The organism is Janthinobacterium sp. Mn2066 (assembly GCF_049319705.1).
GTDB lineage: Bacteria > Pseudomonadota > Gammaproteobacteria > Burkholderiales > Burkholderiaceae_D > Janthinobacterium.
In genome coordinates this window covers 555,757-576,506 of sequence record NZ_JBMOUF010000001.1, presented here as the reverse complement: position 1 = coordinate 576,506, position 20,750 = coordinate 555,757, and the positions used below count along the sequence as shown (strand labels likewise).

Below are 20,750 nucleotides of genomic sequence, written 5' to 3'. Positions count from 1 at the left end.
TTGATGAAGTTGATAACGCTTGCCGTTTTCGCCAAACCCGTATGCGGCCACCTGGGGTTGTCGATGAATAGGCTGAGGCCAGGCCTCGCCATCGCGATCCCTGTAATGAGCCTGCTGACGATTTGGCTCTGAATTTGCTGTCCGCTTGCATTCTCTGCCCCCGACACACACTCGGGCTGTATCAGATGAGTTGCAAGTGCGCTGTGCACTCGGCATGACGATTGACCTCACCGCGCCTGTTGCGGCCGTAACGTACGTACTGTAGTACGGTAGTACGCGTTATTGCTCCGCACGACTAGGCATTTCCCCCGCCTACACTCCCGTTCTCGCATATATCCCTGTACTTTGGCCGCTTCCCAGGAAGCAGCCTCGAGATGGCCTACGGGCCGCGGAGTTATAAAAATGAAACGCATGTTGTTTAATGCCACGCAGCAAGAAGAACTGCGCGTAGCGATTGTCGACGGACAAAAACTGATCGACATCGATATCGAGACAGCCGGGCGCGAACAGCGCAAATCGAACATCTACAAGGGCATCATCACCCGTATCGAGCCTTCGCTCGAAGCGTGTTTTGTCAGCTATGGCGAAGACCGCCACGGCTTCCTGCCCTTCAAGGAAGTGGCCCGCACCTACTTCCGCGAAGGCGTGGATGTGCGCAATGCCTCCGTCAAGGAAGCGCTGCGCGAAGGCCAGGAAATCATGGTCCAGGTCGAAAAAGAAGAACGCGGCAACAAGGGCGCCGCCCTGACCTCGTTCGTCTCGCTGGCTGGCCGCTACCTGGTGCTGATGCCGAACAACCCCCGTGGCGGCGGTGTTTCGCGCCGCGTGGAAGGCGAAGAGCGCCAGGAATTGCGCGAAACCATGGATAAACTGGACTTGCCGTCGGGCATGTCCGTGATTGCCCGCACCGCCGGCATCGGCCGCAACGTCGATGAACTGCAGTGGGACTTGAATTACCTGATGCAACTGTGGCGCGCCATCGAAGGCGCCGGCAAGGAAGGCAACGGCGCTTTCCTGATCTACCAGGAATCGTCGCTGGTGATCCGCGCGATCCGCGACTACTTCCAGCCGGATATCGGCGAGATCCTGATCGATACCGACGAGATCTACGACCAGGCCCAGCAATTCATGAGCAACGTGATGCCCGACATGGTGCACCGCGTAAAACGCTACAGCGACGATGTGCCGCTGTTTTCGCGTTTCCAGATCGAACACCAGATCGAAACGGCCTACAGCCGCACCGTGCCGCTGCCATCGGGCGGCGCCATCGTGATCGACCACACCGAAGCACTGGTTTCCGTCGACGTCAACTCGGCCCGCGCCACGCGCGGCTCGGACATCGAGACCACCGCCTTCAACACCAACTGCGAAGCGGCCGAAGAAGTGGCCCGCCAGCTGCGCCTGCGCGACCTGGGCGGCCTGATCGTGATCGACTTCATCGACATGGAAGTGGCGAAAAACCAGCGCGAAGTGGAACAGCGCCTGAAAGACGCGCTGCACCATGACCGTGCCCGTGTACAAATGGGCAAGATTTCGCGCTTCGGCCTGATGGAACTGTCGCGCCAGCGCCTGCGCCCTTCGCTGTCCGAAGGCTCGCACGTGACGTGCCCGCGCTGCTCCGGCACCGGCCATATCCGCGATACCGAATCGTCCGCCCTGCAGGTGCTGCGCATCATCCAGGAAGAGGCGATGAAGGAAAACTCGGCCACCATCCACGTGCAAGTGCCCGTCGATGTCGGCGCTTTCCTGCTGAACGAAAAACGCGGCGAAGTGCTCAAGATCGAAAACCGCCACCGCATCGCCGTGATCCTGATCCCGAACAAGCATCTGGAAACGCCGCACTACAAACTGGAACGCATCAAGCACGACGATCCTCGCCTGGAAGACAGCCAGGCCAGCTACAACCTGGCCGAACACGCTGAAACCGACATGGCGTACAGCAAGCGCCAGAAGGAAGAAACCAAGCCGCGCCAGGAAGCCGTCGTCAAGACGATTACCCCTGACCAGCCGGCGCCATTGGTCGAGCGCAAGCCGGTCGAAACGAAAGCTGCGCCGGCTCCCGCCGCTGCACCTAAAGGTTTCCTGGCGAAAATCATCAGCTTCTTCACGGGCGCCCCGGCGCCAGTGGCTGCGCCTGCGCCTGCGACACCGGCCAAACCAGCCGGCAACGGCAATGGCGAGCGTGGCGACCGCGGCGACCGCAACAGCCGTGGTCCACGCAGCCGTGGCCGCAACGGCAAGCCAGGCCGCGAAGAACGCGAGCCAGGCCAGGGCCGTGCTGCCCAGGATGAGGCGACGAAAGACACCGAAACCCAGGAAAAAGCCGCCCGTCCGCCACGCCCGCCGCGTCCACCGCGCGAACCGCGTGAAGTCCGCGAGCAAGGCGATGCCTCAGCACCGGCGCCACGCGAACGCGCAGAACGCGAACCACGCGGCGAGCGTCCCGAGCGCGGCGAACGTCCACCACGCCAGCCACGCGAAGCGCGTGAGCCACGTGCCGACAAAGCCGTCGTGGCCGAAACCAAGGCCGATGAACTGGCAGCAGTCGGCGCGACCGCCAGCGCGATCAACGTGGTCGTGCCATCGCATGGCCCAGCGACCGACGCCGCCGCAACCAGCCTGCTGAAAGCACCGGCCAACGCCGGCCCGGAAGGCGAAGAGACGGAAAACGAAGTCGAAGGCGAAGAGCCACGCCGCCGCCGTCGTCGTGGTGGCCGCAACCGCAACCGCCGCGACCGTGAAACCGGTGAGCTGATCGAATCGGCAAACGGTGAAAACGAAGGCCAGGAAGCGCCGGCACCTGTCATCAGCTTCACGGTGGCCCCGGCCGCCGAAGCCGAGCCAGCGCCTGCCGCCGTGACTGCTGAAGTGGCCGCTGCACCAGTTGTTGCCGAGGTCACGACACCTGTTGCCGCAGCTGTTGCTGCCGCTCCAGCCGTCATCGCTGAGCCAGCCGCTGCGGTGGCAGTGGCCGCTGTCGCCGCCGAAGCTGCGCCAGCCGCTGAAATCATTGAAGTTGCGCCAGCAGTCGTGGCCGAGCCAGTAGCGGAAGTTGCTGAAGCGGCTCCAGCAGCAGTGGTCGCAGCGCCAGCGGAAGTTGCTGCGCCTGCACCTGCAGCGGTGACCGAAACCGTCGCCGCGGCAAGCGAAGCTGCGCCAGCCCCGGCTGAGCAAGCTGCCGCAGTGGCAGTCGAAGCGCCGGTCGCCGTGGAAGCAGCAACGGTGGCGGAAGTTGCCCCGGCAGTTGCTCCAGTCGCCGAGCCCGTCGTCGTCGCTGAAGCCGCTCCAGTTGTTGCAGCGCCAGTTGTTGCAGCGCCAGCAGTGGCAGCCCCTGTCGTGGCAGAAGTTGCCCCGGCAGCTACGCCTGCGCCCGTAGTTGCGCCTGCCCCCGCAGTTGCCCCTGCTCCCGCCGTTGCTGCGGCGCCGGTGGACTTGAACGCCGTACTCGGTTCGGCTGGCCTGACCCTGGCCTCCACCGATCCGGAAAAACTGCGCCTGGCGCGCGAAGCAGCCGCCAAGGCCGTGCCGCCGGTACGCAAGCCACGCGAGCGCAAGCCATTGCCGCCGCAATCGGATGAGCCGTTGATCCAGGTCAACACGCAACGTCCATAAGCGAGCCGGATTCGTCCAGCCGCTCATCACCAAGGGGAAGCTCAGGCTTCCCCTTTTTTCATCCCTACCGCCAGCCATTCCGCCAGCCATGCACCACTCCGACACCCCTCCCGCCCCCGTCAGCCTGGGCACCGCCTTCTGGTATTGGCTCAAACTGGGCTGTGTCAGCTTTGGCGGCCCGGCCGGCCAGATCGCCATGATGCATGCCGAGCTGGTGGAAAAGCGGCGCTGGATTTCCGAACAGCGCTTCCTGCATGCACTCAATTACTGCATGCTGCTGCCCGGCCCCGAAGCCACCCAGCTGGCCATCTACATCGGCTGGCTGATGCACCGCACGCGCGGCGGCATCATGGCTGGCCTGCTATTCCTGCTGCCATCCTTGCTGCTCCTGATCGGCCTGTCATCCATTTACATGGCTTACGGCAATGTACCCGCCATCGCCGGCATCCTGTACGGCGTCAAGCCTGCCGTGGTGGCCATCGTACTGGCCGCCGCCTGGCGACTAGGCCGGCGCACCCTGCGCAGCCCCAGCCTGATCGGCATTGCGCTGGCGTCTTTTATCGCCATCGCCGCCCTTCATCTGCCATTTCCGCTGATCGTGCTCGGCGCCTGCCTGCTGGGTCTGGCGGGTGGCTATTGCTTGCCTGGCCAATTCCACACCGCCAGTACGCCCCATGGCGCAGCCGGCAGCCATCCGCCGGCCCTGATCGACGACACCACGCCGACGCCGCCCCACGCCCGTTTTACCTGGTTACGCCTGCTGTCCTCCAGCCTGGCGGGCATGCTGCTGGTGTTGCTGGCGTGGCTGGTGCTGGCCCTGCTCGGCGGACGCGAGCAGCCGCTGGCGCAAATGGGGCTATTCTTCAGCAAGGCCGCCCTGCTCACCTTTGGCGGCGCGTACGCCGTGTTGCCATACCTATATCAAGGCGCCGTCGATCATTACCATTGGCTAACAAGCGCACAAATGATGGATGGCCTGGCCCTCGGTGAAACCACGCCCGGCCCTCTCATCATGATTGTCGCTTTCATCGGTTTTGTCGGCGGCTGGAGCCACGCCGTCCTGGGCGAACACCTGTGGCTGGCGGGCGTGGCCGGCGCCCTGGTCACGGCCTGGTTCACGTTCCTGCCATCGTTCATCTTCATCCTGGCCGGCGCGCCGGTGGTCGAGGCTACGCGCGGCAATCTGCGCCTGAACGCCCCGTTAACTGCCATTTCGGCCGCCGTGGTCGGGGTGATCGCCAGCCTGGCCATCTTCTTCGGGCGCCATGTCTTCGTGATCGACACGCCCTCGCTGCATGTCGACTGGCTAGCCATCGCCATCGGCGCAGCGGCGGCGGTGGCGTTGATGAAGTTTCAAATAGGCACCATCAAATTGCTGCTCGCCTGTGCCATCTTCGGCCTCGTGCTATCGTATCTGCCTTGAACGCACACTTTTGTACCTGGCATCACCTTCATGAATGACAAGATTATTTATTTCGCCACGGCCCGCAACGGGCGACTGGCGATACCGGAACGGCTGGAAAGCCCCAGCGGCCAGCTTGCCGACCGCCGCGGCCGGCCCCTGCACGACCTGCGCATTTCCATTACCGACCGCTGCAACTTCCGCTGCGTATATTGCATGCCGAAAGAAGTGTTCGACAAGAACCACGTGTATCTGCCGCACACGGATTTGCTATCGTTTGAGGAAATCCTGCGTATCGCCCGCCTGTTCGTGGCGCATGGCGTGGAAAAGATCCGCCTGACGGGTGGCGAGCCACTCTTGCGCAAGAATATCGAAAAGCTGGTGGCCATGCTGGCGGCCCTGCGCACGCCGTCCGGCCAGCCGCTGGACCTGACCCTGACCACCAACGGCTCCTTGCTGGCAAAAAAAGCGCAGGCATTGAAGGATGCGGGCCTGAAGCGCGTTACCGTGTCGCTCGATGCGCTGGACGACGCCACTTTCAAGCGCATGAACGATGTCGATTTTGCCGTGGCCGACGTGCTGCATGGCATAGCCGTGGCGCACCAGGTCGGACTGGGACCCATCAAGGTCAATATGGTGGTCAAGGCCGGCATGAACGAGCAGGAAATCGTGCCGATGGCGCGCCACTTCAAGGGCACGCCGACTATCTTGCGCTTCATCGAATACATGGATGTGGGCGCTTCGAATGGCTGGGACTTGCGCGAAGTGGTGCCCTCGGCTGAGGTCGCGCGCCGCATCAACGCCGTCATGCCCCTGGTCGCCGCCGATCCCAATTACGTAGGGGAAACAGCAACGCGCTGGCGCTACCTGGATGGCGGCGGCGAAATCGGCCTGATTTCCAGCGTCACGCACGCTTTCTGCGGCGATTGCAGCCGCGCCCGCTTGTCGACGGAAGGCAAGCTCTATACCTGCTTGTTCGCCACCGATGGCCACGACTTGCGGGCCCTGCTGCGTGGGGGCCGCAGCGACGAGGAAATGTCGACGGCGCTGGCGCAATTGTGGCGCAGCCGTGGCGACCGCTATTCGGAATTGCGCAGCAGCCAGACGCCACTCGATAGCGCGATGCCCCGGCAGAGCAAAAAGAAAGTGGAAATGTCGTATATCGGCGGCTGAAGCAAGCGGTGCTGCGCCCCGGCGCTGTTACCATGGCGTATGCGTCAACATCACCATTCCACATGATAGCTAAACAAGAAATTACCGGCCTGATCCTGGCTGGCGGCCTGGGCACGCGCATGGGCCAGGTCGACAAGGGCATGCTGCCCCTGCATGGCCAGCCCCTGGTGGCCCACGTGCTGCAACGCCTGGCGCCGCAAGTGGGGCAAGTCGCCCTGAACGTCAACCAGCATGCGCAAAGCTACGCCCAGTTCAGCCTGCCCATCTGGCCCGATGAACACGGCGATTACCGCGGTCCGCTGGCCGGCCTGCAAAGCGGCTTGCGCCGGGCCACCACGCCGTATCTATTAGTAGTGCCCTGCGACTCGCCACTGCTGCCGCCTGACCTGGCGGCGCGGCTGGCGACGGGATTGCAGCAAGCCGATGCCGACCTGGCGATTGCCGTGACGCAAGAACACGATCCGGCAACGGGCGCCACGCAATTGCGCCCCCATCCCGTATTTTGCCTGGTCAAAACATCCGCCCTGCCCCAGCTGGAGAGCTACCTGGCCGAGGGCGGGCGCAAGATGAGCGCCTGGCATGGCCCATTAACCCTGGCGCAAGTGCTGTTCGAGGATCAGACCGCCTTCCGCAATCTCAACACGCCCGAGGAACTGGCGGCCGTGCAGGCGCAGGATCTCAGCGTGCCCATGGCGCAAGCCATCCTGCACAGCGCCGTCACGCCGCTGGCGGACATTGAACAGCTGCCGCTGCCGCAAGCGCTGGAGCGTATCCTGGCGGCCGACATCATTTCGCCCATCAGCGTGCCCGCGCACGACAATTCCGCCATGGATGGCTATGCGCTGCACGGCAGCGACCTGGCCGGCGACACTCCGATTACCTTGTCCGTGGTCGACACCATCCTGGCCGGGCGGCCTGGCACGGTAGAAATCATTCCTGGTACCTGCGCACGCATCATGACGGGCGCCGTGATGCCGGCCGGCTGCGACAGCGTGGTGCCGCAGGAACTGGTGTTGCAAACAAGTGAACGCAGCATTACTGTGGCGCCCAAGGTGATACGGCCAGGCGACAACCGCCGTTTCAAGGGCGAAGACTTGAAGCAAGGCCAGCCGGCGCTGCTGCAAGGCAAGCTGCTGCGACCCGCCGAGCTGGGCTTGCTCGCCTCGCTGGGTATCGCCAGCGTGCCCGTGCGGCGCCGCCTGCGCGTGGCGTTTTTCTCGACCGGCGATGAATTGCGCTCGCTGGGCGAGCCACTGGACGCGGGCTGCATCTATGACAGCAACCGCCACACCTTGCTGGGCATGCTGCAGCGCCTCGGCTGCGACGTGCTGGACCTGGGCATCGTCAAGGACCAGCCCGAAGCGCTGGAAGCGGCCTTGCGCCACGCCTGCGCGCAAGCCGACGTGATCATCACTTCCGGTGGCGTATCGAGCGGCGCGGCCGATTTTACGCGCGAGATTCTGGCGCAGCTCGGTGAAGTGGCCTTCTGGCAAATCAATATGCGTCCGGGCCGCCCCATGGCTTTTGGGCGCATCGCCGTCGATGGCCATTCCGCTTTATTACTGGGACTGCCGGGCAACCCGGTCGCCGTGATGGCCACTTTTTATTTCCTGGCCCGCCCCACCCTGCTGCGCATGATGGGCGCCGATGCGGAAGCGGCCAGCCTGCCCCTGCTGCGCGTGCCGGCGCAAGCGGCTATCCGCAAGCGGCGCGGCCGCACCGAATACCAGCGCGGCATCGTCGAGCGCGACGCCAGCGGCCGGCAACACGTACGCGTGACGGGTGCGCAAGGCTCGGGTATCTTGCGCTCGATGACACAGGCCAACTGCATGATCGTGTTGCCGGCGGAACAAGGCCCGGTCGCTGCTGGCGAGCTGGTCGATATCGTGCTGTTCCAGGGATTGACCTGAAGCTCAGCTCATCGCTCTCCCAGGCGCCGCTCTTGCGGCGCTTTTTTTTCGCTCATCGCTGCCGCCTCCCAGCCACAATGAAATCAAAAAGTCAATAGTATCCCCAATAGATTATTTTAACAAACACAACAACTATTATAATAATTTTATTTATTTGTTGATATTGAAGTTTCTTCGGTGATAACATTCAATCTCACTGAAAATAATTCAATTTTGATATGATTTCCTCAACTGCCCTGGCAGCAAAGCACACCTTCCCAAGCATGGCCGGCTATCTGCTGGGCACTTGGCTCATCTTCGGTGTCCTGTTCCTGGCGTCCCTGCCCGCCATTGCAAAAGGAACGCCGGCACGCGCCGATGTGCTGGAAAACTGCAATTGGAACCGCCCGGGCGTAGACCCGTTCATGGGCGATGTGGTGGCGGCCGTGGACCGCTATACGGATATCGCGCCGCAGATACGCGAAGAACTGAAGCAGCGCATGCGCACGCGCCAGTACGATGAGATCGTCCTCATCAAGCGCGACAGCATCAGCGGCAAGCAAAATTACAATCCGCGCATCAGCGAGATGCATTTTGGTCCGGGCAGGGTGTGCCGCAATGTGACGCGGGCGGGGTGGAGCGACCAGATGCAGGAGCGGGGCCTGGTGTATTGCGTGCAGGGCGAGTGCATCCTGGTGCCGACCGTGTGCCGCAATGTCAGCCGCATCACGCGCGCGCCAGCGGCAGCGCCGGGCGCCGCGCCTGCCGCTGCTGCGGCGCCTGCTGCAGCGGCAGCACCGGAAGCGGGCTTGCCCGCCGCTGCAGCGCCGCCTGGCGGCGCACCGGCCGATGCCTTGCACAGCGGCTCGTTTGCCGAAGCGGCGCTGGTGCCCGCCGGTGGCGGTTTTGCTTTCATCTCGAATAATGCTGTCGGCGGCCCCGGCAATGGCCCGGCCAATTTCGCCGCGCCGCCATCGGCAGGCGCAGGCGGCGGCGCCATCCGTCCCGGTCCGGGCAGCAGCAGCTTTATTGAAATCCATCCGCTGCCGCCGACCACGATCTTGCCAACCTTGCCAACCTTGCCTACGGGACCGTCCGTGCTGCCCGCCGTCCCGGAGCCGCAAACCTGGGCCATGCTGCTGGCCGGCCTGGTGTTGCTGGGCTATTGCGCGCGGCGCCGTAAAGCAATGTAAGGGCGCACTTACTCAGCATCACCCAAGGCAGCGTCATCCGTCGCGCCCAGCAGCAAGGCGGCCGCCTCGCCAGGCAAGGCTTCCACGGATTTCAATTTGCGCGCCATTTGCCGGCTGCGCACTTCCGCGCTTTCGATATTTTTGGCCGCCCGCTCCAAAGTCAGCTTGGTTTGCGACAGCACGTCGCCGAACTTGCCAAATTCCGTTTTCACGGCGCCCAGCACTTGCCACACTTCCGACGAGCGTTTTTCCAGCGCCAGGGTGCGGAAACCCATCTGCAGGCTGTTCAGCAAGGCCGTCAAAGTCGATGGCCCCGCGATGCTGACGCGGTGCAGGCGCTGCAATTCATCGGCCAGGCCAGGGCGGCGCATGACTTCCGCATACAGGCCTTCGGTGGGCAGGAACAGGATGGCGAAATCGGTGGTGTGCGGCGGCGCCAGGTATTTGTCGGCGATGGTTTTGGCCTCGCCCCGCACGGCGCGCTCCAGTTCGCGCCCGGCCAGCAGCACGCCTTCCGCATCGGCCCGCTCGGCCGCTTCCACCAGGCGTTCGTATTGTTCTTTCGGGAATTTCGCATCGATCGGCATCCACACGGGCGACCCGCCATCTGACAGCCCCGGCAACTTGAGGGCAAATTCCACGCGCGCGCCGCTGCCGGCGATGGTTTCCACGTTTTTCGCGTACTGATCGACGGTAAGTACTTGCTCCAGCAGCATTTCCAGCTGTACCTCGCCCCAGGTGCCGCGCGTCTTGACGTTGGTGAGCACCCGCTTCAGGTCGCCCACGCCCAGCGCCAGCTGCTGCATTTCACCGAGTCCCTGATGGACTTTTTCCAGCCGTTCCGACACTTGCTGGAACGAGGCACTCAAGCGCGTTTCCAGGGTGGCGTGCAGTTTTTCATCGACCGTCTTGCGCATTTCTTCCAGCCGCGCACCATTATCGGCCTGCAAGTCGCGGATCTTGCTTTCCAGCGTGGCGCGCACCTCCAGCATGCGCTGCGCATTCGACTCCGTCAGCTTGGCCAGGGTCTGGTTGGTGCTGTCGGCAAAGCGCGCCAGGCTTTGCGCCTGTTCTTCGCGCCCGACTTTCCCCTGTGCCTGCATTTGCGTGCGCAAGCTGTCGAGCTGCTGCAAGGTGGCCGTCTGGAATTGCGCCAGGCCCGCCGCCAGGTCTTGCCGCGTGGCTTGCGCCGACGCCTGCAGCTGCAGCCGCACTTCGCGCTCGACCCGGTCGATGCGTTCCAGGCTTTGCTGCTGATGCTGCTGCACCAGCGCCAGGGTGGTGGCGCCATCGCCACCGCCACCCGCGCGGGGGCGCAGCAAAGTGAGCACTAACAAGACGATGGCGATCGCCATGGCCCCCAGCAAAATATAAAACTCGAATTGGCTCATGGTCTGGGCGATAAGGGATCAGTGCGGTTAGTCGGGCTTGTTGCGCATCCAGTCGGCCGTCTGATAAAACGATTCCATCAGGCGCACGCGCAGGGATTCTTCGATGCCCGTGTCTTCCATGGCCCAGGCCATGGCGCGCAGCCACTGGTCGCGCTCGCTGGTGCCGATCGGATACGGCAAATGGCGCGCGCGCAGGCGCGGGTGGCCGAATTTTTCGATATACAGGTCCGGGCCGCCCATCCATCCCGTCAGGAAGAAGTACAGCTTGTCGCGCGAGCCTTCCGTCTCGGGCGGATGCATGGCGCGGATGCCGGCAAATTCCGGCTCCAGTTCCATCAAGTCATAAAAACGGTCGACCATCTGGCGCAGCACGGGCGCGCCGCCGATGGTTTCATACAAGGTGGTGGGGGAAGTGGTATCAGTCATGGCCGTCATGATAGCGCAAGCGGGACGTGCTGCCACGTGTGGCAATATAATTGACTACTCAAGCATTTATCAACTACTATGCAATCACTTTACAGAAAGGTTCAGCATGACGACCACCGCGACGCCAGTCACTGGCGATACATTAATGCGCAATACCAACTTCCGCTGGCTGCTGTGCGGCGGCCTGGTGTCCATGCTGGGCGACCAGTTCAGCATGCTGGCCCTGCCCTGGCTGGTGCTGGGCCTGACGGACGATAGCCTCAGCCTCGGCATCAGCGTAGCCCTGATGGGCGGCCCGCGCGCCGTGCTCATCATTTTGGGCGGCACCATGGCCGACCGCTACGCACCGGTCCGCGTGATGATGATCAGCAAATTTGCCAACGCGGCCATCCTGCTGGCGCTGGCCACGCTGCTGTTGCTGGGCCAGGCCAGCCTGCCGCTGGTCTATGCCGCCGCGCTGGCGCTGGGCCTGGCGTCGGCCTTCAGCATTCCGGCAGGCACGGCGATCCTGCCGCAAGCGGTGCCGCCCCGCTTCCTGCAACAGGCCAACAGCCTGCAGATGGGCGTGCGCCAGCTGACCTTGCTGGCCGGCCCGCTGCTGGCGGCGCTGGTGCTGTCAAGCAAGGACTCGCACGGACACACCAGCAGCAGCGCACTGGCGCTGGCCTTCGCCATCGATGCGCTGACGTTTCTGCTGTCGGCCTGGACTTTGAGCAAGGTCAGGCTGCTGACGTCCACTGCGCCAGCGGCGGCGCGTGGCATGTGGATGGAAACCAAGGCAGGCCTGGCCCTGGTCTGGCGCGATGTCTCCCTGCGCAGCTGTTATGGGTATTGGGCGGTGGTGGCGTTCTTCGTTTTGGGACCGTTGCAGGTGGCCTTGCCCATGCTGGCCCAGCAGCGGCTGCAAGGCGCGGCAGCGCTGGGACTGCTGCTGGGTGCGCACGGCGCCGGCACTTTACTTGGCATGCTGGCGTCCGGCATCGCCGGTCCATGGCTGAGACACCATTTCGGCGCCGTCCTGCTGCTGGCCGACGCCATGGTGGGGCTGCTGCTGATGGCGCTGGGACAAATCTCGGCCAGCTGGCAGGGGGCGGTATTGCTGCTGCTGGCCGGCGCGCTGGCCGGCTATCTGCAGGTGGCGATCTTTACCTGGATACAGCGGCGCGTGCCAGCGGCCATGCTGGGCCGGGCGATGGCGCTGTTCATGGCCATCTTCCTGGGCCTGGCGCCCCTGTCGGCGGCCGCCACCGGCTGGCTGATGCGCCATGTCAGCGTGGGCGAACTGTTTGGTATCGGCGGCGCGATGCTGCTGGCCGCTGCCGTCGCGGCGGCGCTGTTCACAACAATTCCCGGCATCGCCGGGCCTGAGTCAAGATGAAAGGGATTAACCATGGATAAAACACAGCAAGCCGCCCTGAAAGCGGCTTACCGGCAACAAGCGCCAGCATTGGGCATCCTCACCCTGCAGCATTTGCCCAGCGGCCGCACCTTGCTGGCAGCGAGCCGCAATGCGCCCGGCGCGCTGAACCGGCACCGCTTCGAACTCAAGCTGGGCAGCCACCGCAATCGCGTGCTGCTGGCGGACTGGCGGCGCGATGGCGAGACAGCGTTTCAGTTTGATGTCATCGACACCGTCGAGGTGACGGACGATCCCGCCTTCGATGCGGATGCGGAACTGGCCAGCCTGCTGGAACTGCATCGCAGCCAAATGCAGGAACAGGGGCAGCTATTTTATTGAAGTTACCTTACACTTGCGCACTCAAGCAGTGTGCAACGACATCACCAGGAAAACATGAACGATCTCTCTACCGGCAGCCAGGATGGCGCCCTCGATTTTTGCCTGCGCCTGGCGCGCGCCCAGGCCGTGCTGGTGCGCCGGCTCGACGCCAGCCTGGGCAATCTGCATGGCCTGAGCTTCAGCGATTATCAATTGCTGTACCACTTGCAGCGCGCGCCCGGCGCCCGCCTGCGCCGCGTGGACCTGGCCGAGCGCCTGGCGCTGACGGCGTCCGGCATCACCCGCTCACTGCTGCCGCTGGAAAAAATCGGCCTGGTCGCGCGCCAGGCCGATGCGCGCGACGCCCGGGTCGGTTATGCCGTCATCACGGCAGCCGGCCAGGCGCTGCTGGCCAACGCCCATGTCACGGCGCAAGCCGTCTGCCGCGAATTGCTCAGCGATGCGCCAGCAGACCAGCTCGACGCCCTGTCCAACCTGCTGGGCCAGCTGGCAAGCCGGCCCCTGTAGTCACTCAGACCAGCGCCAGCTTGCGCAAGCGCCGCGTGGAAGGCCAATTGGCCATGCCCACGTCATCGCGGATGGCGGCGCAGGCGGCCAGCAGGCGCTGGCATTCATCGTCACGCAAGCCGGCATTCAAGGTCAGGCGCACCAGCGAACGATTTTTCGGCGTGGCCGGTGCGCAAAACACGGCGCCATAGATGCCGTGGCGTTCCAGCGCCTTGCGCAACTTTAAAGTATCGGGCTCGCTGCCCGCTTCCAGCGCGATAATTTGCTCGCTGCCATCGCTGACGTTGTAGCCGAGCTCGGCCAGGCCCTGGCGCAGCAGCACGCTGTGGCGGCGCAAGGCAGCGCGGCGGCTATCGGCGGCGCGGATGCAATCGAGCGCCGCGTCGAACCAGGCCAGTTCATGTTCCAGCAGGCAAGAACTGAAGATGGCGGGCCGCGAGGCCGACAAAAAATAGCCCTTGAATTGGGCCGAACAGGTGATCAGCCCGGCCCGGCCCGCAAACGCCTTGGCTAATGAGGCCGTACGGAAATGCACGCGTTCGGCCAGTCCCAGTTCCACCACCAGGCCCGCGCCCTGCGGACCGTGCGTGCCCAGCGAGTGCGATTCGTCGACGATCAGCATGCTGCCGCTGCGCTCGGCAATTTCCACCATCTCCAGCAAGGGCGCGACGCTGCCATTCGTACTGTACAAGGCATCGACGACGATGATGCTGGGACCATGCTTGTCCACCTGGCGCTGCAGATGGGCGCCATCATTATGCAAAAACGCATGCGCCACGGCTTGCGCCGACTGCACCCCTTCCCACAGCGACGCATGGGCCTGCATGTCGAGGTAGACGGGAATGCCGGGACCGGCCAGGCTTTGCAGCAAGCCCACGTTGGCGGCCCAGCCCGATTGCGCCAGCACGCATGCTTCGCTGCCGAGGAAGGTCGCCAGCTTGTGCTCGAGCCGGTGCTGGCGGCTGCCCTCCTGCAGGAAGACGGACGACATCAGCATCGCGCCGCCGCCCTGCAAGACTTGCGCCTGCGCCGCCAGCAAGGCGGGTTCGGCAGCGATGTTCAGATAATCATTGCCAGCGAGCATCACCGCGCCAGTCGGCACGGTTTGCCACTGGTGCAAGTGCTCGCCGCCCAGCAGCTTGGCGATGCGCTCGACATAGTGCTCGTCCATGCGCTGGCGGACAAAGGCAGGCAATTGCAGTTCGGCACGGATAGCCGGGGAGGAAATAGCGGTCAACATGAGGGACTCCTGAAGTGGTTGCGGGGGGAATTACCGCGTCCAACATGCGCGAGCCGCATGGCCAGTGATTGATACAGCTCAACGAACAGAGCAATAGCGCTGTTTTCAAAAGGAAATGCGCCGATCATGTTGTACTGATACACATCAATGAGTACCGTCCCCCACCATGACGCAAGCGCAGTCCCCTGCTGGAAAACAATGGCCAGGCAAGCTGCTCCAGCCTTTCCTGCATTTCCACGACGCCCTCGAACACCTGCCACTACGGCGTAAACAGGTGCGCGCGCTGGCCGTCATCGGCGCCGTCGGCATGCCCTTGTATTACATGCTGTGGCACACTTTTTTTCCGCAGGAATACGAATCACTGGCCCTGCGCGCGCTGGCCGGGCTGCTGTTCCTGCCTGCGCTGTGGCCGGCCCGCTTCAGCAACCGCTGCTTCAGCATGTATCTGTTCCTCGGCTTGAGCTTCGAGCTGCCCTTCTTTTTCACCTTCATGTTCCTGATGAACCACGCCTCGACGCTGTGGGTGCATTCCCTGCTGGTGGCGCTGATCGTGCTGTTCCACTTCGATACCCGCATCGCCTTGCTCGCTTACCTGGGCGGCACCGTGCTGGCCTGCCTGGCTTTTGCCGTGCTGGGCGATCCTGCCTTCCTGCTGCAACGCGCGGTGCTGCAGCAACTGCCAGTGCACTGGTTCACGATCGCCGTGCTGTGCGTGGTCAAGGTGGGCCGCCATGTGGGGGCGCAGGAAAAGCTGGCGGGCCTGGCCGCTGGCCTGGGCAGCGTGGCGCATGAATTGCGCACGCCGCTGGTCAGCGTCGAAGCCAATGTACGGGGCCTGCAGCGATGGCTGCAGCAGCGTGCAACGATGGAGTCGGATGCCGCGAGCCTGGAAGCGCTGGCCCGCATCCAGTTCGAAGTGCGCCATATGCACCATATGGTCGATCTGTTCCTGCTCAGCGCCAGCGCCGTCAGCCGCAAGCTCGAAGCGAGCGAGTCGGTTTCCATGCACGACAGCGTGACGGCCGTGCTGCGCCGCTACCCGTTCACCAGCAGCGCGCAGCGCGACATCGTCAAGGTCGAGCTGCGGGCCGATTTCCGGTTTGCCGGCCAGTCGGAACTGTGCGTGGTGATCCTGCTGAACCTGCTGCGCAATGCGCTGAAAAGCATACAGCGCGCCGGCAAGGGCCGTGTGCGCATCGTCATCGATGGTGCGCGCGCCGTGCCGCGCCTGCTGTTCATCGACACGGGCTGCGGCATCGCGCGCAACCGCCTGCCGCTGATCTTCGACCGCTTTTATTCGTATCCGGCGCACAACGGCAGCGGCATCGGCCTGGCGCTGTGCCGGCAAATCATGCACGCCTGGCATGCGCGCATCGACTGCATCGCGCGTGAAGGCGCGTACGCCATCTTCCGGCTGGAATTTCCCCAGCACTATCGTTTCTCCCCCTCCCACCGCCCAAGGTGACCTATGCAACTGCCCGTCTACACCCATCCGACCCTGACCGTGCTGATCGACGACAGCGATTCCTTCCTGAAAAGCCTGGCCTTCCAGCTAGCCCCGTCGCTGGCGCGCAAGACCTTTCACGATACGACAGCAGCGCTGCACTGGTTGCGGCACAGCACGCAGCAGGGCGAGTTGCCGCTGCAAGTCAATTTCGACACGCAAAACCTGCCGCCCGACCAGTGCAATGTGGCGCTCGACATCGAACGCATCTGGCGCATCAGCGGCCAGGCGCAGCGCTTTACCGTGCCGTCCGTGCTGGTGGTCGATTATTCGATGCCGCAAATGAACGGCATCGAATTTTGCCAGGCCGTCCGCGACTTGCCGTGCAAGAAGATTTTATTTACGGGCGCGGCCGATGAAAAAGTGGCCGTGACAGCGTTCAACCGGGGCTTGATCGACCGCTACATCAAGAAGAGCGATGACGACGCGCTCGATATCCTGGAACAGGAAATTGTTGCCTTGCAATCAGAGTTTTTCCTGCAGCAATCGGACACCGTGCGCGATTTATTGTTGCTGCACGATTACAATTTCCTGCAGGATGAAGCCCTGGCGGGCGTGGTGCAGGACTTGTGCCGGCAACATGGCTTTGTCGAATTCTATATTTTCCCGACTCCCTGCGGCATCCTGTTTTTTACGCGCGAGGGCCAGGCCAGGCTGATGCTCATCACCACGCAACGGGGGCTGCACACGCAGTACGAAATGGCGCGCGACAGCGACGCGCCCGCCTCCCTGCTGTCGGCGCTGCTGGAAATGCGCGTGATACCGTATTTTTCGGACGCAGGCAGCGATGGCATGTATTCCAGCCGGATAGGCGAAAACTGGTTCCGCTACTGCGCCGCGCCCACCATCTGCCTGGGCCGCGAAACGTATTACTGGGCCCTGTTCGACGTACCCGCCCATCAACTGATGCAGCTGGGGCAGCCGGTGCTGTCCTACGCCCAATTCCTGCAGGCGCAAAACAGCAGCGTGGCCGCCTAGCCTACGATTCGCGCAAGGTTTGCAGCGGCGGGTGCTTCAGCACATTGCGCAAGCCCAGCCAGCCGCCGGCAATCGCGCACAGGGCGCCGGCCAGCAAACCGAAGACCCATACGCCTGGCGCAAAACTCCAGGCAAACTTGAACTGGTAGGTGGCCAGCGCCCAGCCCATGGCCGCCGCGCCGGTGGCGGCCAGTAAGCCGGCCAGCGCGCCCACCAGCGAAAATTCGATCAATTGCGCCTGCGCCAGCTGGCGCCGCGTGGCGCCCAGGGCCCGCAGCAGGCCCGCTTCGCGCGTGCGCTCGTCTTGCGAACCCATCAGCGCCGCGTACAGCACCAGCAAGCCCGACGCCAAGGTAAAGGCAAACAGGAATTCGACGGCGGTGACCACCTGGTCCAGCACGGCCTGGATCTGTTTCAGTATGCCGCCCACGTCGACCACCGTCAGGTTGGGGAAGTCGCGCGCCAGGGCATTGCCCAGGTTGGCATGTTCGAGCGGCAAGTGGAAAGCCGTGATCCAGGTTTGCGGCGTATCGGCCATCGCGGCCGGGTTGATGATGACAAAGAAATTGACGCGCATCGACCCCCATTCGAGCTTGCGCAAACTGGTAATGGTCGCCTCGACCGGCTGGCCCGCGATATCGAAGCGCAGCTTGTCGCCCAGTTTCAATTTCAGGGTCTTGGCGATACCTTCTTCCACCGACGCTTCCGCCGCTGCACCCGGCTGGCTGCCGAACCACTCGCCGGCGACGATCTTGTTTTCAGCCTGCATGGTCGCCATCGTCGACAGATTGAACTCGCGGTCGGCCAGGCCCTTGGCGCGGTCATCCTGATACGTGTCTTCGGTAATCGTCTTGTCGTTCACGGCCACCAGCCGGCCCCGTATCATCGGATACAAGGGCGCGTTGACCACGCCCGCCTGGGCCAGGCGCGCCGCGATCTGGTCTTTCTGTTCCGGCAAAATATTGATGATGAAACGGTTTGGTGCATCGGGCGGCGTGGCGTTGCGCCAGGACGCCATCAAGTCGCCGCGCACGACAGTCAGCAGCAGCAAGGCCATCAGCCCCAGCGCCAGCGACACCACCTGGATCACGGTGGCGCCCGGACGGCGCTGCAAGGACGTGACGGCAAAGCGCCAGCCTTGATGGTTGAATGCGCCGCGCAGGCTGCGCAAGGACTTGATGCCCAGCCAACCCGCCAGGCCGAACAGGCCAAAACCGCCGAGGAAACCGGCTGCCGTCAGCAAGGCCAGTTTCACGTCGCCCGCCTGCCACAGCAGCAGCACCACAAAGGCGGCAATGCCCAGGCCATAGGTGGCCAGCGCCAGCGGCTGCGGCGCTTCCTGTTCGCGGCGGATCACGCGGTTATGCGGTACATTGCGCAACTGCAAAATCGGCGGCAAGGCAAAACCCAAGAGCAACAGCATGCCGGTCGCCACGCCCTGCACGGCGGGCCAGATGGAGACGGGCGGCAAGTCGTTCTGCACCAGCTTGCCCAGCAATTCCAGCAACACCATATGGCCGGCGTAACCGACTGCTACTCCCACCAGGCTGCCCGCCAGTCCCACCAGCACAAATTCGATCACATACATGGCCGTGACCTGGTTTTGCGTCAGGCCCAGGCAGCGCAGCATGGCGCAGGCGTCCAGGTGGCGCAGCATGAAGCGGCGCGCCGCCATGGCGACGGCCACCGCCGCCAGCATGGCCGACAGCAAGCCGACCAAGGACAGGAAGCGGTCGGCCCGGTCCAGCGTCGATTGCATCTGCGGACTACCGGACTCCAGCGACTCGATCCGCACGCCCTTGATGGCTTGCTGCTTGATTTGTGTTTCCAGCCAGCTTTGATACGCCGCAATCTCGGCCGCCTTGCTTTGCGGCGCCGACAGCAGCAGCCGGTATGACACGCGCGAACCGTCCTGCACCAGCGCGGTGGCGGCCAGGTCGCTTAGCGGCAACATCACGCGTGGCGCAAAGTTCAGGAACGAGGCGCCACGGTCCGGTTCGGCCGCGATCAGTTGCGTGACGGTAAACTCCTTGTCGCCCAGTTTCAGGGTGTCGCCCAGCCTGGCGTTCAGGCTCGACAGGATGCCGGCGTCGACCCATACCGTACCCGGCGCTGGCGCACGGTTAGCTGCTTGGCCCACGGCGTCTGCCGCCTGCGCCATATCGGTAGTGATTTTCAGCTGGCCGCGCAAGGGGTAGCCGGGCGAGACCGCCTTGATCGACGCCAGTTGCGACTGCGACTGCTCGCCCTCGCCTGCCTGCGCCATGCTGGGGAAGGTCACCGTATCGGCCAGCGTAAAACCGCGCTGTTGCGCTTCGGCGCGCCAGGCGGCGTTCACCGGCTGGTCGGCGCTGATGACCAGGTCTGCTCCCAGCAACTGGTGCGCGTCGCGGTTCAGGCCCGCACGCAGGCGGTCGACAAAGAAGCCGACGGCCGACAGGGCCGCCACGGCCACGATCAGCGCAACGAGCAAAAAGCGCAGCTGGCCGGCGCGCCAGTCGCGCGCCGTCATGTTGAGGGAGAGACGGAACATGGGCAGAGTCTTTAATTAGTGGGAGGAGCCGCTGGCGGCGGCATGCCGGGCGAAATACGCATCGACGGTGGCCAGGAAGGCGTCTTTCTGTGCCTGCGGCAAGAAGGCGGCCATGAAACCATTGCGCGCCAAACGCTGGGCATGCGCCAGGCCCAGCGGCAAGGCGTCGAACACGGCCTCGAAATTGTCGTTCATATAGCCGCCGAAGTAGGCCGGGTCATCCGAATTGACGGTGGCCAGCAAGCCCGCTTCCAGCAACTCGGCCAGGTTGTGGTCATGCATCTGGTCGAACACGCGCAGCTTGGTGTTAGACAGCGGACACACCGTCAGCGCGATCTGTTCGCGGGCCAGGCGGGCCGTCAGTTCGGCGTCTTCCAGGCAGCGCACGCCATGGTCGATGCGTTCTACCTGTAAATCGTCGAGCGCCGTGCGGATGTACGCGGGCGGGCCTTCTTCGCCCGCGTGCGCCACCAGGTGCAAGCCCAGTTCGCGGCAACGGGCAAACACGCGCGAGAATTTTTCGGGCGGATTGCCCACTTCCGACGAATCGAGGCCCACGCCGATGAACTTGTCGCGGTGCGGCAGCGCGTCCTGCAGGGTCTCGAACGCTTCTTCCTCGCTCAGGTGGCGCAGGAAACACAGGATCAGGGTCGCGCTGACGGGGCTGTCCTGGCAGGCGCGGTGGATGCCGTTGATCACGTCGGCGATCGGCACGCCGCGCGCCGTATGGGTTTGCGGGTCGAAGAAAATTTCCGTATGCAAGACATTGTCCGCTACCGCGCGCAGCAGGTAGGCATGCGTCATGTCATAGAAATCCTGCTCCTTCAAGAGCACGCTTGCGCCTGCATAATAAATGTCGAGAAAGGACTGCAAATCCGTAAAGGCATAGGCGCTGCGCAAATGTTCAACCGATTCATAACCGAGCGGTACGCCATTGCGTTCGGCCAGTGCGAAAATCAATTCGGGCTCCAGCGAACCTTCGATATGGATATGCAGTTCGGCTTTCGGCATGCCGCGTACGATCGCGCGCAATTGCGGATTCATCATGGGGGGTATTCCTTAATATGGTGCGAAGAAAAGAGATGGTGGCAGTGTAGCGCAAGATGCGTTCCTCCATCGCCGGGGGCCGCGTCGGCACACACGAGTGAATTGTCGTATGATGAT

15 protein-coding genes are annotated in these 20,750 nt (G+C 63.6%); 10 read left to right on the top strand and 5 right to left on the bottom strand.

Going from position 1 to position 20,750, the window contains the following annotated elements; all coding sequences use genetic code 11:
- The first annotated feature begins 402 nt into the window (after positions 1-402).
- The 5 genes from ACL9RI_RS02480 to ACL9RI_RS02460 all read left to right on the top strand — a co-directional run bounded on the left by ACL9RI_RS02480 (position 403) and on the right by ACL9RI_RS02460 (position 9,269).
- Positions 403-3,612 carry an Rne/Rng family ribonuclease gene (locus tag ACL9RI_RS02480; RefSeq protein ID WP_422725003.1) on the top strand — a complete coding sequence of 1,070 codons (3,210 nt, stop codon included), beginning with the start codon at positions 403-405 and terminating at the stop codon, positions 3,610-3,612.
- Positions 3,613-3,700: 88 nt separating this feature from the next.
- Complete coding sequence (gene chrA / locus ACL9RI_RS02475) at positions 3,701-5,035, top strand: chromate efflux transporter (RefSeq protein WP_422725002.1); 1,335 nt, start codon at positions 3,701-3,703, stop codon at positions 5,033-5,035.
- Positions 5,036-5,065: 30 nt separating this feature from the next.
- Positions 5,066-6,187, top strand: a complete 1,122-nt coding sequence (gene moaA / locus ACL9RI_RS02470) for a GTP 3',8-cyclase MoaA (RefSeq protein WP_422725001.1) — start codon at positions 5,066-5,068, stop codon at positions 6,185-6,187.
- Positions 6,188-6,249: 62 nt separating this feature from the next.
- Positions 6,250-8,097 (top strand): gephyrin-like molybdotransferase Glp, encoded by a 1,848-nt coding sequence (gene glp / locus ACL9RI_RS02465; protein WP_422725000.1) that lies wholly within the window; start codon positions 6,250-6,252, stop codon positions 8,095-8,097.
- Between the two features lie 218 nt (positions 8,098-8,315).
- The gene (locus ACL9RI_RS02460) at positions 8,316-9,269 is read left to right on the top strand and encodes an MHFG family PEP-CTERM protein (RefSeq protein WP_422724999.1); all 954 of its coding nucleotides are present in this window, start codon (positions 8,316-8,318) and stop codon (positions 9,267-9,269) included.
- An 8-nt stretch (positions 9,270-9,277) separates the two neighbouring features.
- Here the strand turns inward: ACL9RI_RS02460 and rmuC are convergent, their stop codons facing one another.
- Together rmuC and ACL9RI_RS02450 are read right to left on the bottom strand one after the other, a co-directional pair.
- On the bottom strand, positions 9,278-10,660 hold the full coding sequence (gene rmuC, locus ACL9RI_RS02455; protein ID WP_422724998.1) for a DNA recombination protein RmuC: 1,383 nt from the start codon (positions 10,658-10,660) through the stop codon (positions 9,278-9,280).
- A 27-nt stretch (positions 10,661-10,687) separates the two neighbouring features.
- Positions 10,688-11,086, bottom strand: coding sequence for a group II truncated hemoglobin (locus ACL9RI_RS02450; RefSeq protein ID WP_300759507.1), 399 nt, complete (start codon positions 11,084-11,086; stop codon positions 10,688-10,690).
- A 106-nt stretch (positions 11,087-11,192) separates the two neighbouring features.
- On the opposite strand from ACL9RI_RS02450, the gene ACL9RI_RS02445 reads away from it, so the two are divergent.
- From ACL9RI_RS02445 to ACL9RI_RS02435, 3 genes are read left to right on the top strand one after another with little or no spacing between them, the layout of a single operon-like run.
- On the top strand, positions 11,193-12,464 hold the full coding sequence (locus tag ACL9RI_RS02445) for an MFS transporter (protein WP_422724997.1): 1,272 nt from the start codon (positions 11,193-11,195) through the stop codon (positions 12,462-12,464).
- A 12-nt stretch (positions 12,465-12,476) separates the two neighbouring features.
- Entirely contained in the window at positions 12,477-12,824 is a 348-nt protein-coding gene (locus ACL9RI_RS02440; protein ID WP_422724996.1) for a GIY-YIG nuclease family protein, read from the top strand.
- Between the two features lie 54 nt (positions 12,825-12,878).
- Positions 12,879-13,331: a MarR family winged helix-turn-helix transcriptional regulator gene (locus ACL9RI_RS02435; protein WP_422724995.1), complete on the top strand. Its 453-nt coding sequence runs from the start codon at positions 12,879-12,881 to the stop codon at positions 13,329-13,331.
- A 4-nt stretch (positions 13,332-13,335) separates the two neighbouring features.
- Here ACL9RI_RS02435 and cqsA read toward each other — a convergent pair whose 3' ends face one another.
- Positions 13,336-14,571 (bottom strand): alpha-hydroxyketone-type quorum-sensing autoinducer synthase, encoded by a 1,236-nt coding sequence (gene cqsA / locus ACL9RI_RS02430; RefSeq protein WP_422724994.1) that lies wholly within the window; start codon positions 14,569-14,571, stop codon positions 13,336-13,338.
- Positions 14,572-14,737: 166 nt separating this feature from the next.
- Here cqsA and ACL9RI_RS02425 point away from each other — a divergent pair, with 166 nt between their 5' ends.
- A complete protein-coding gene (locus ACL9RI_RS02425; protein ID WP_422724993.1) occupies positions 14,738-16,036 on the top strand; it encodes a sensor histidine kinase in 1,299 nt (432 codons plus the stop codon).
- Between the two features lie 3 nt (positions 16,037-16,039).
- Positions 16,040-17,053, top strand: coding sequence for a response regulator (locus ACL9RI_RS02420; RefSeq protein WP_422724992.1), 1,014 nt, complete (start codon positions 16,040-16,042; stop codon positions 17,051-17,053).
- 1 nt (position 17,054) lies between these two features.
- On the opposite strand, the gene ACL9RI_RS02415 is transcribed toward ACL9RI_RS02420, so the two are convergent.
- Positions 17,055-19,586 (bottom strand): ABC transporter permease, encoded by a 2,532-nt coding sequence (locus ACL9RI_RS02415; protein WP_422724991.1) that lies wholly within the window; start codon positions 19,584-19,586, stop codon positions 17,055-17,057.
- A 15-nt stretch (positions 19,587-19,601) separates the two neighbouring features.
- A complete protein-coding gene (locus ACL9RI_RS02410; RefSeq protein ID WP_422724990.1) occupies positions 19,602-20,633 on the bottom strand; it encodes an adenosine deaminase in 1,032 nt (343 codons plus the stop codon).
- Between the last annotated feature and the right edge of the window lie 117 nt (positions 20,634-20,750).

Coding starts and splice junctions, on each gene's coding strand:
- ACL9RI_RS02440 (WP_422724996.1), top strand. CDS start 12,477: ATGGATAAAACACAGCAAGCCGCCCTGAAAGCGGCTTACCGGCAACAA.
- ACL9RI_RS02445 (WP_422724997.1), top strand. CDS start 11,193: ATGACGACCACCGCGACGCCAGTCACTGGCGATACATTAATGCGCAAT.
- rmuC (WP_422724998.1), bottom strand. CDS start 10,660: ATGAGCCAATTCGAGTTTTATATTTTGCTGGGGGCCATGGCGATCGCC.
- ACL9RI_RS02480 (WP_422725003.1), top strand. CDS start 403: ATGAAACGCATGTTGTTTAATGCCACGCAGCAAGAAGAACTGCGCGTA.
- moaA (WP_422725001.1), top strand. CDS start 5,066: ATGAATGACAAGATTATTTATTTCGCCACGGCCCGCAACGGGCGACTG.
- ACL9RI_RS02415 (WP_422724991.1), bottom strand. CDS start 19,586: ATGTTCCGTCTCTCCCTCAACATGACGGCGCGCGACTGGCGCGCCGGC.
- glp (WP_422725000.1), top strand. CDS start 6,250: ATGATAGCTAAACAAGAAATTACCGGCCTGATCCTGGCTGGCGGCCTG.
- ACL9RI_RS02460 (WP_422724999.1), top strand. CDS start 8,316: ATGATTTCCTCAACTGCCCTGGCAGCAAAGCACACCTTCCCAAGCATG.
- ACL9RI_RS02410 (WP_422724990.1), bottom strand. CDS start 20,633: ATGATGAATCCGCAATTGCGCGCGATCGTACGCGGCATGCCGAAAGCC.
- ACL9RI_RS02450 (WP_300759507.1), bottom strand. CDS start 11,086: ATGACTGATACCACTTCCCCCACCACCTTGTATGAAACCATCGGCGGC.
- ACL9RI_RS02420 (WP_422724992.1), top strand. CDS start 16,040: ATGCAACTGCCCGTCTACACCCATCCGACCCTGACCGTGCTGATCGAC.
- ACL9RI_RS02425 (WP_422724993.1), top strand. CDS start 14,738: ATGACGCAAGCGCAGTCCCCTGCTGGAAAACAATGGCCAGGCAAGCTG.
- ACL9RI_RS02435 (WP_422724995.1), top strand. CDS start 12,879: ATGAACGATCTCTCTACCGGCAGCCAGGATGGCGCCCTCGATTTTTGC.
- cqsA (WP_422724994.1), bottom strand. CDS start 14,571: ATGTTGACCGCTATTTCCTCCCCGGCTATCCGTGCCGAACTGCAATTG.
- chrA (WP_422725002.1), top strand. CDS start 3,701: ATGCACCACTCCGACACCCCTCCCGCCCCCGTCAGCCTGGGCACCGCC.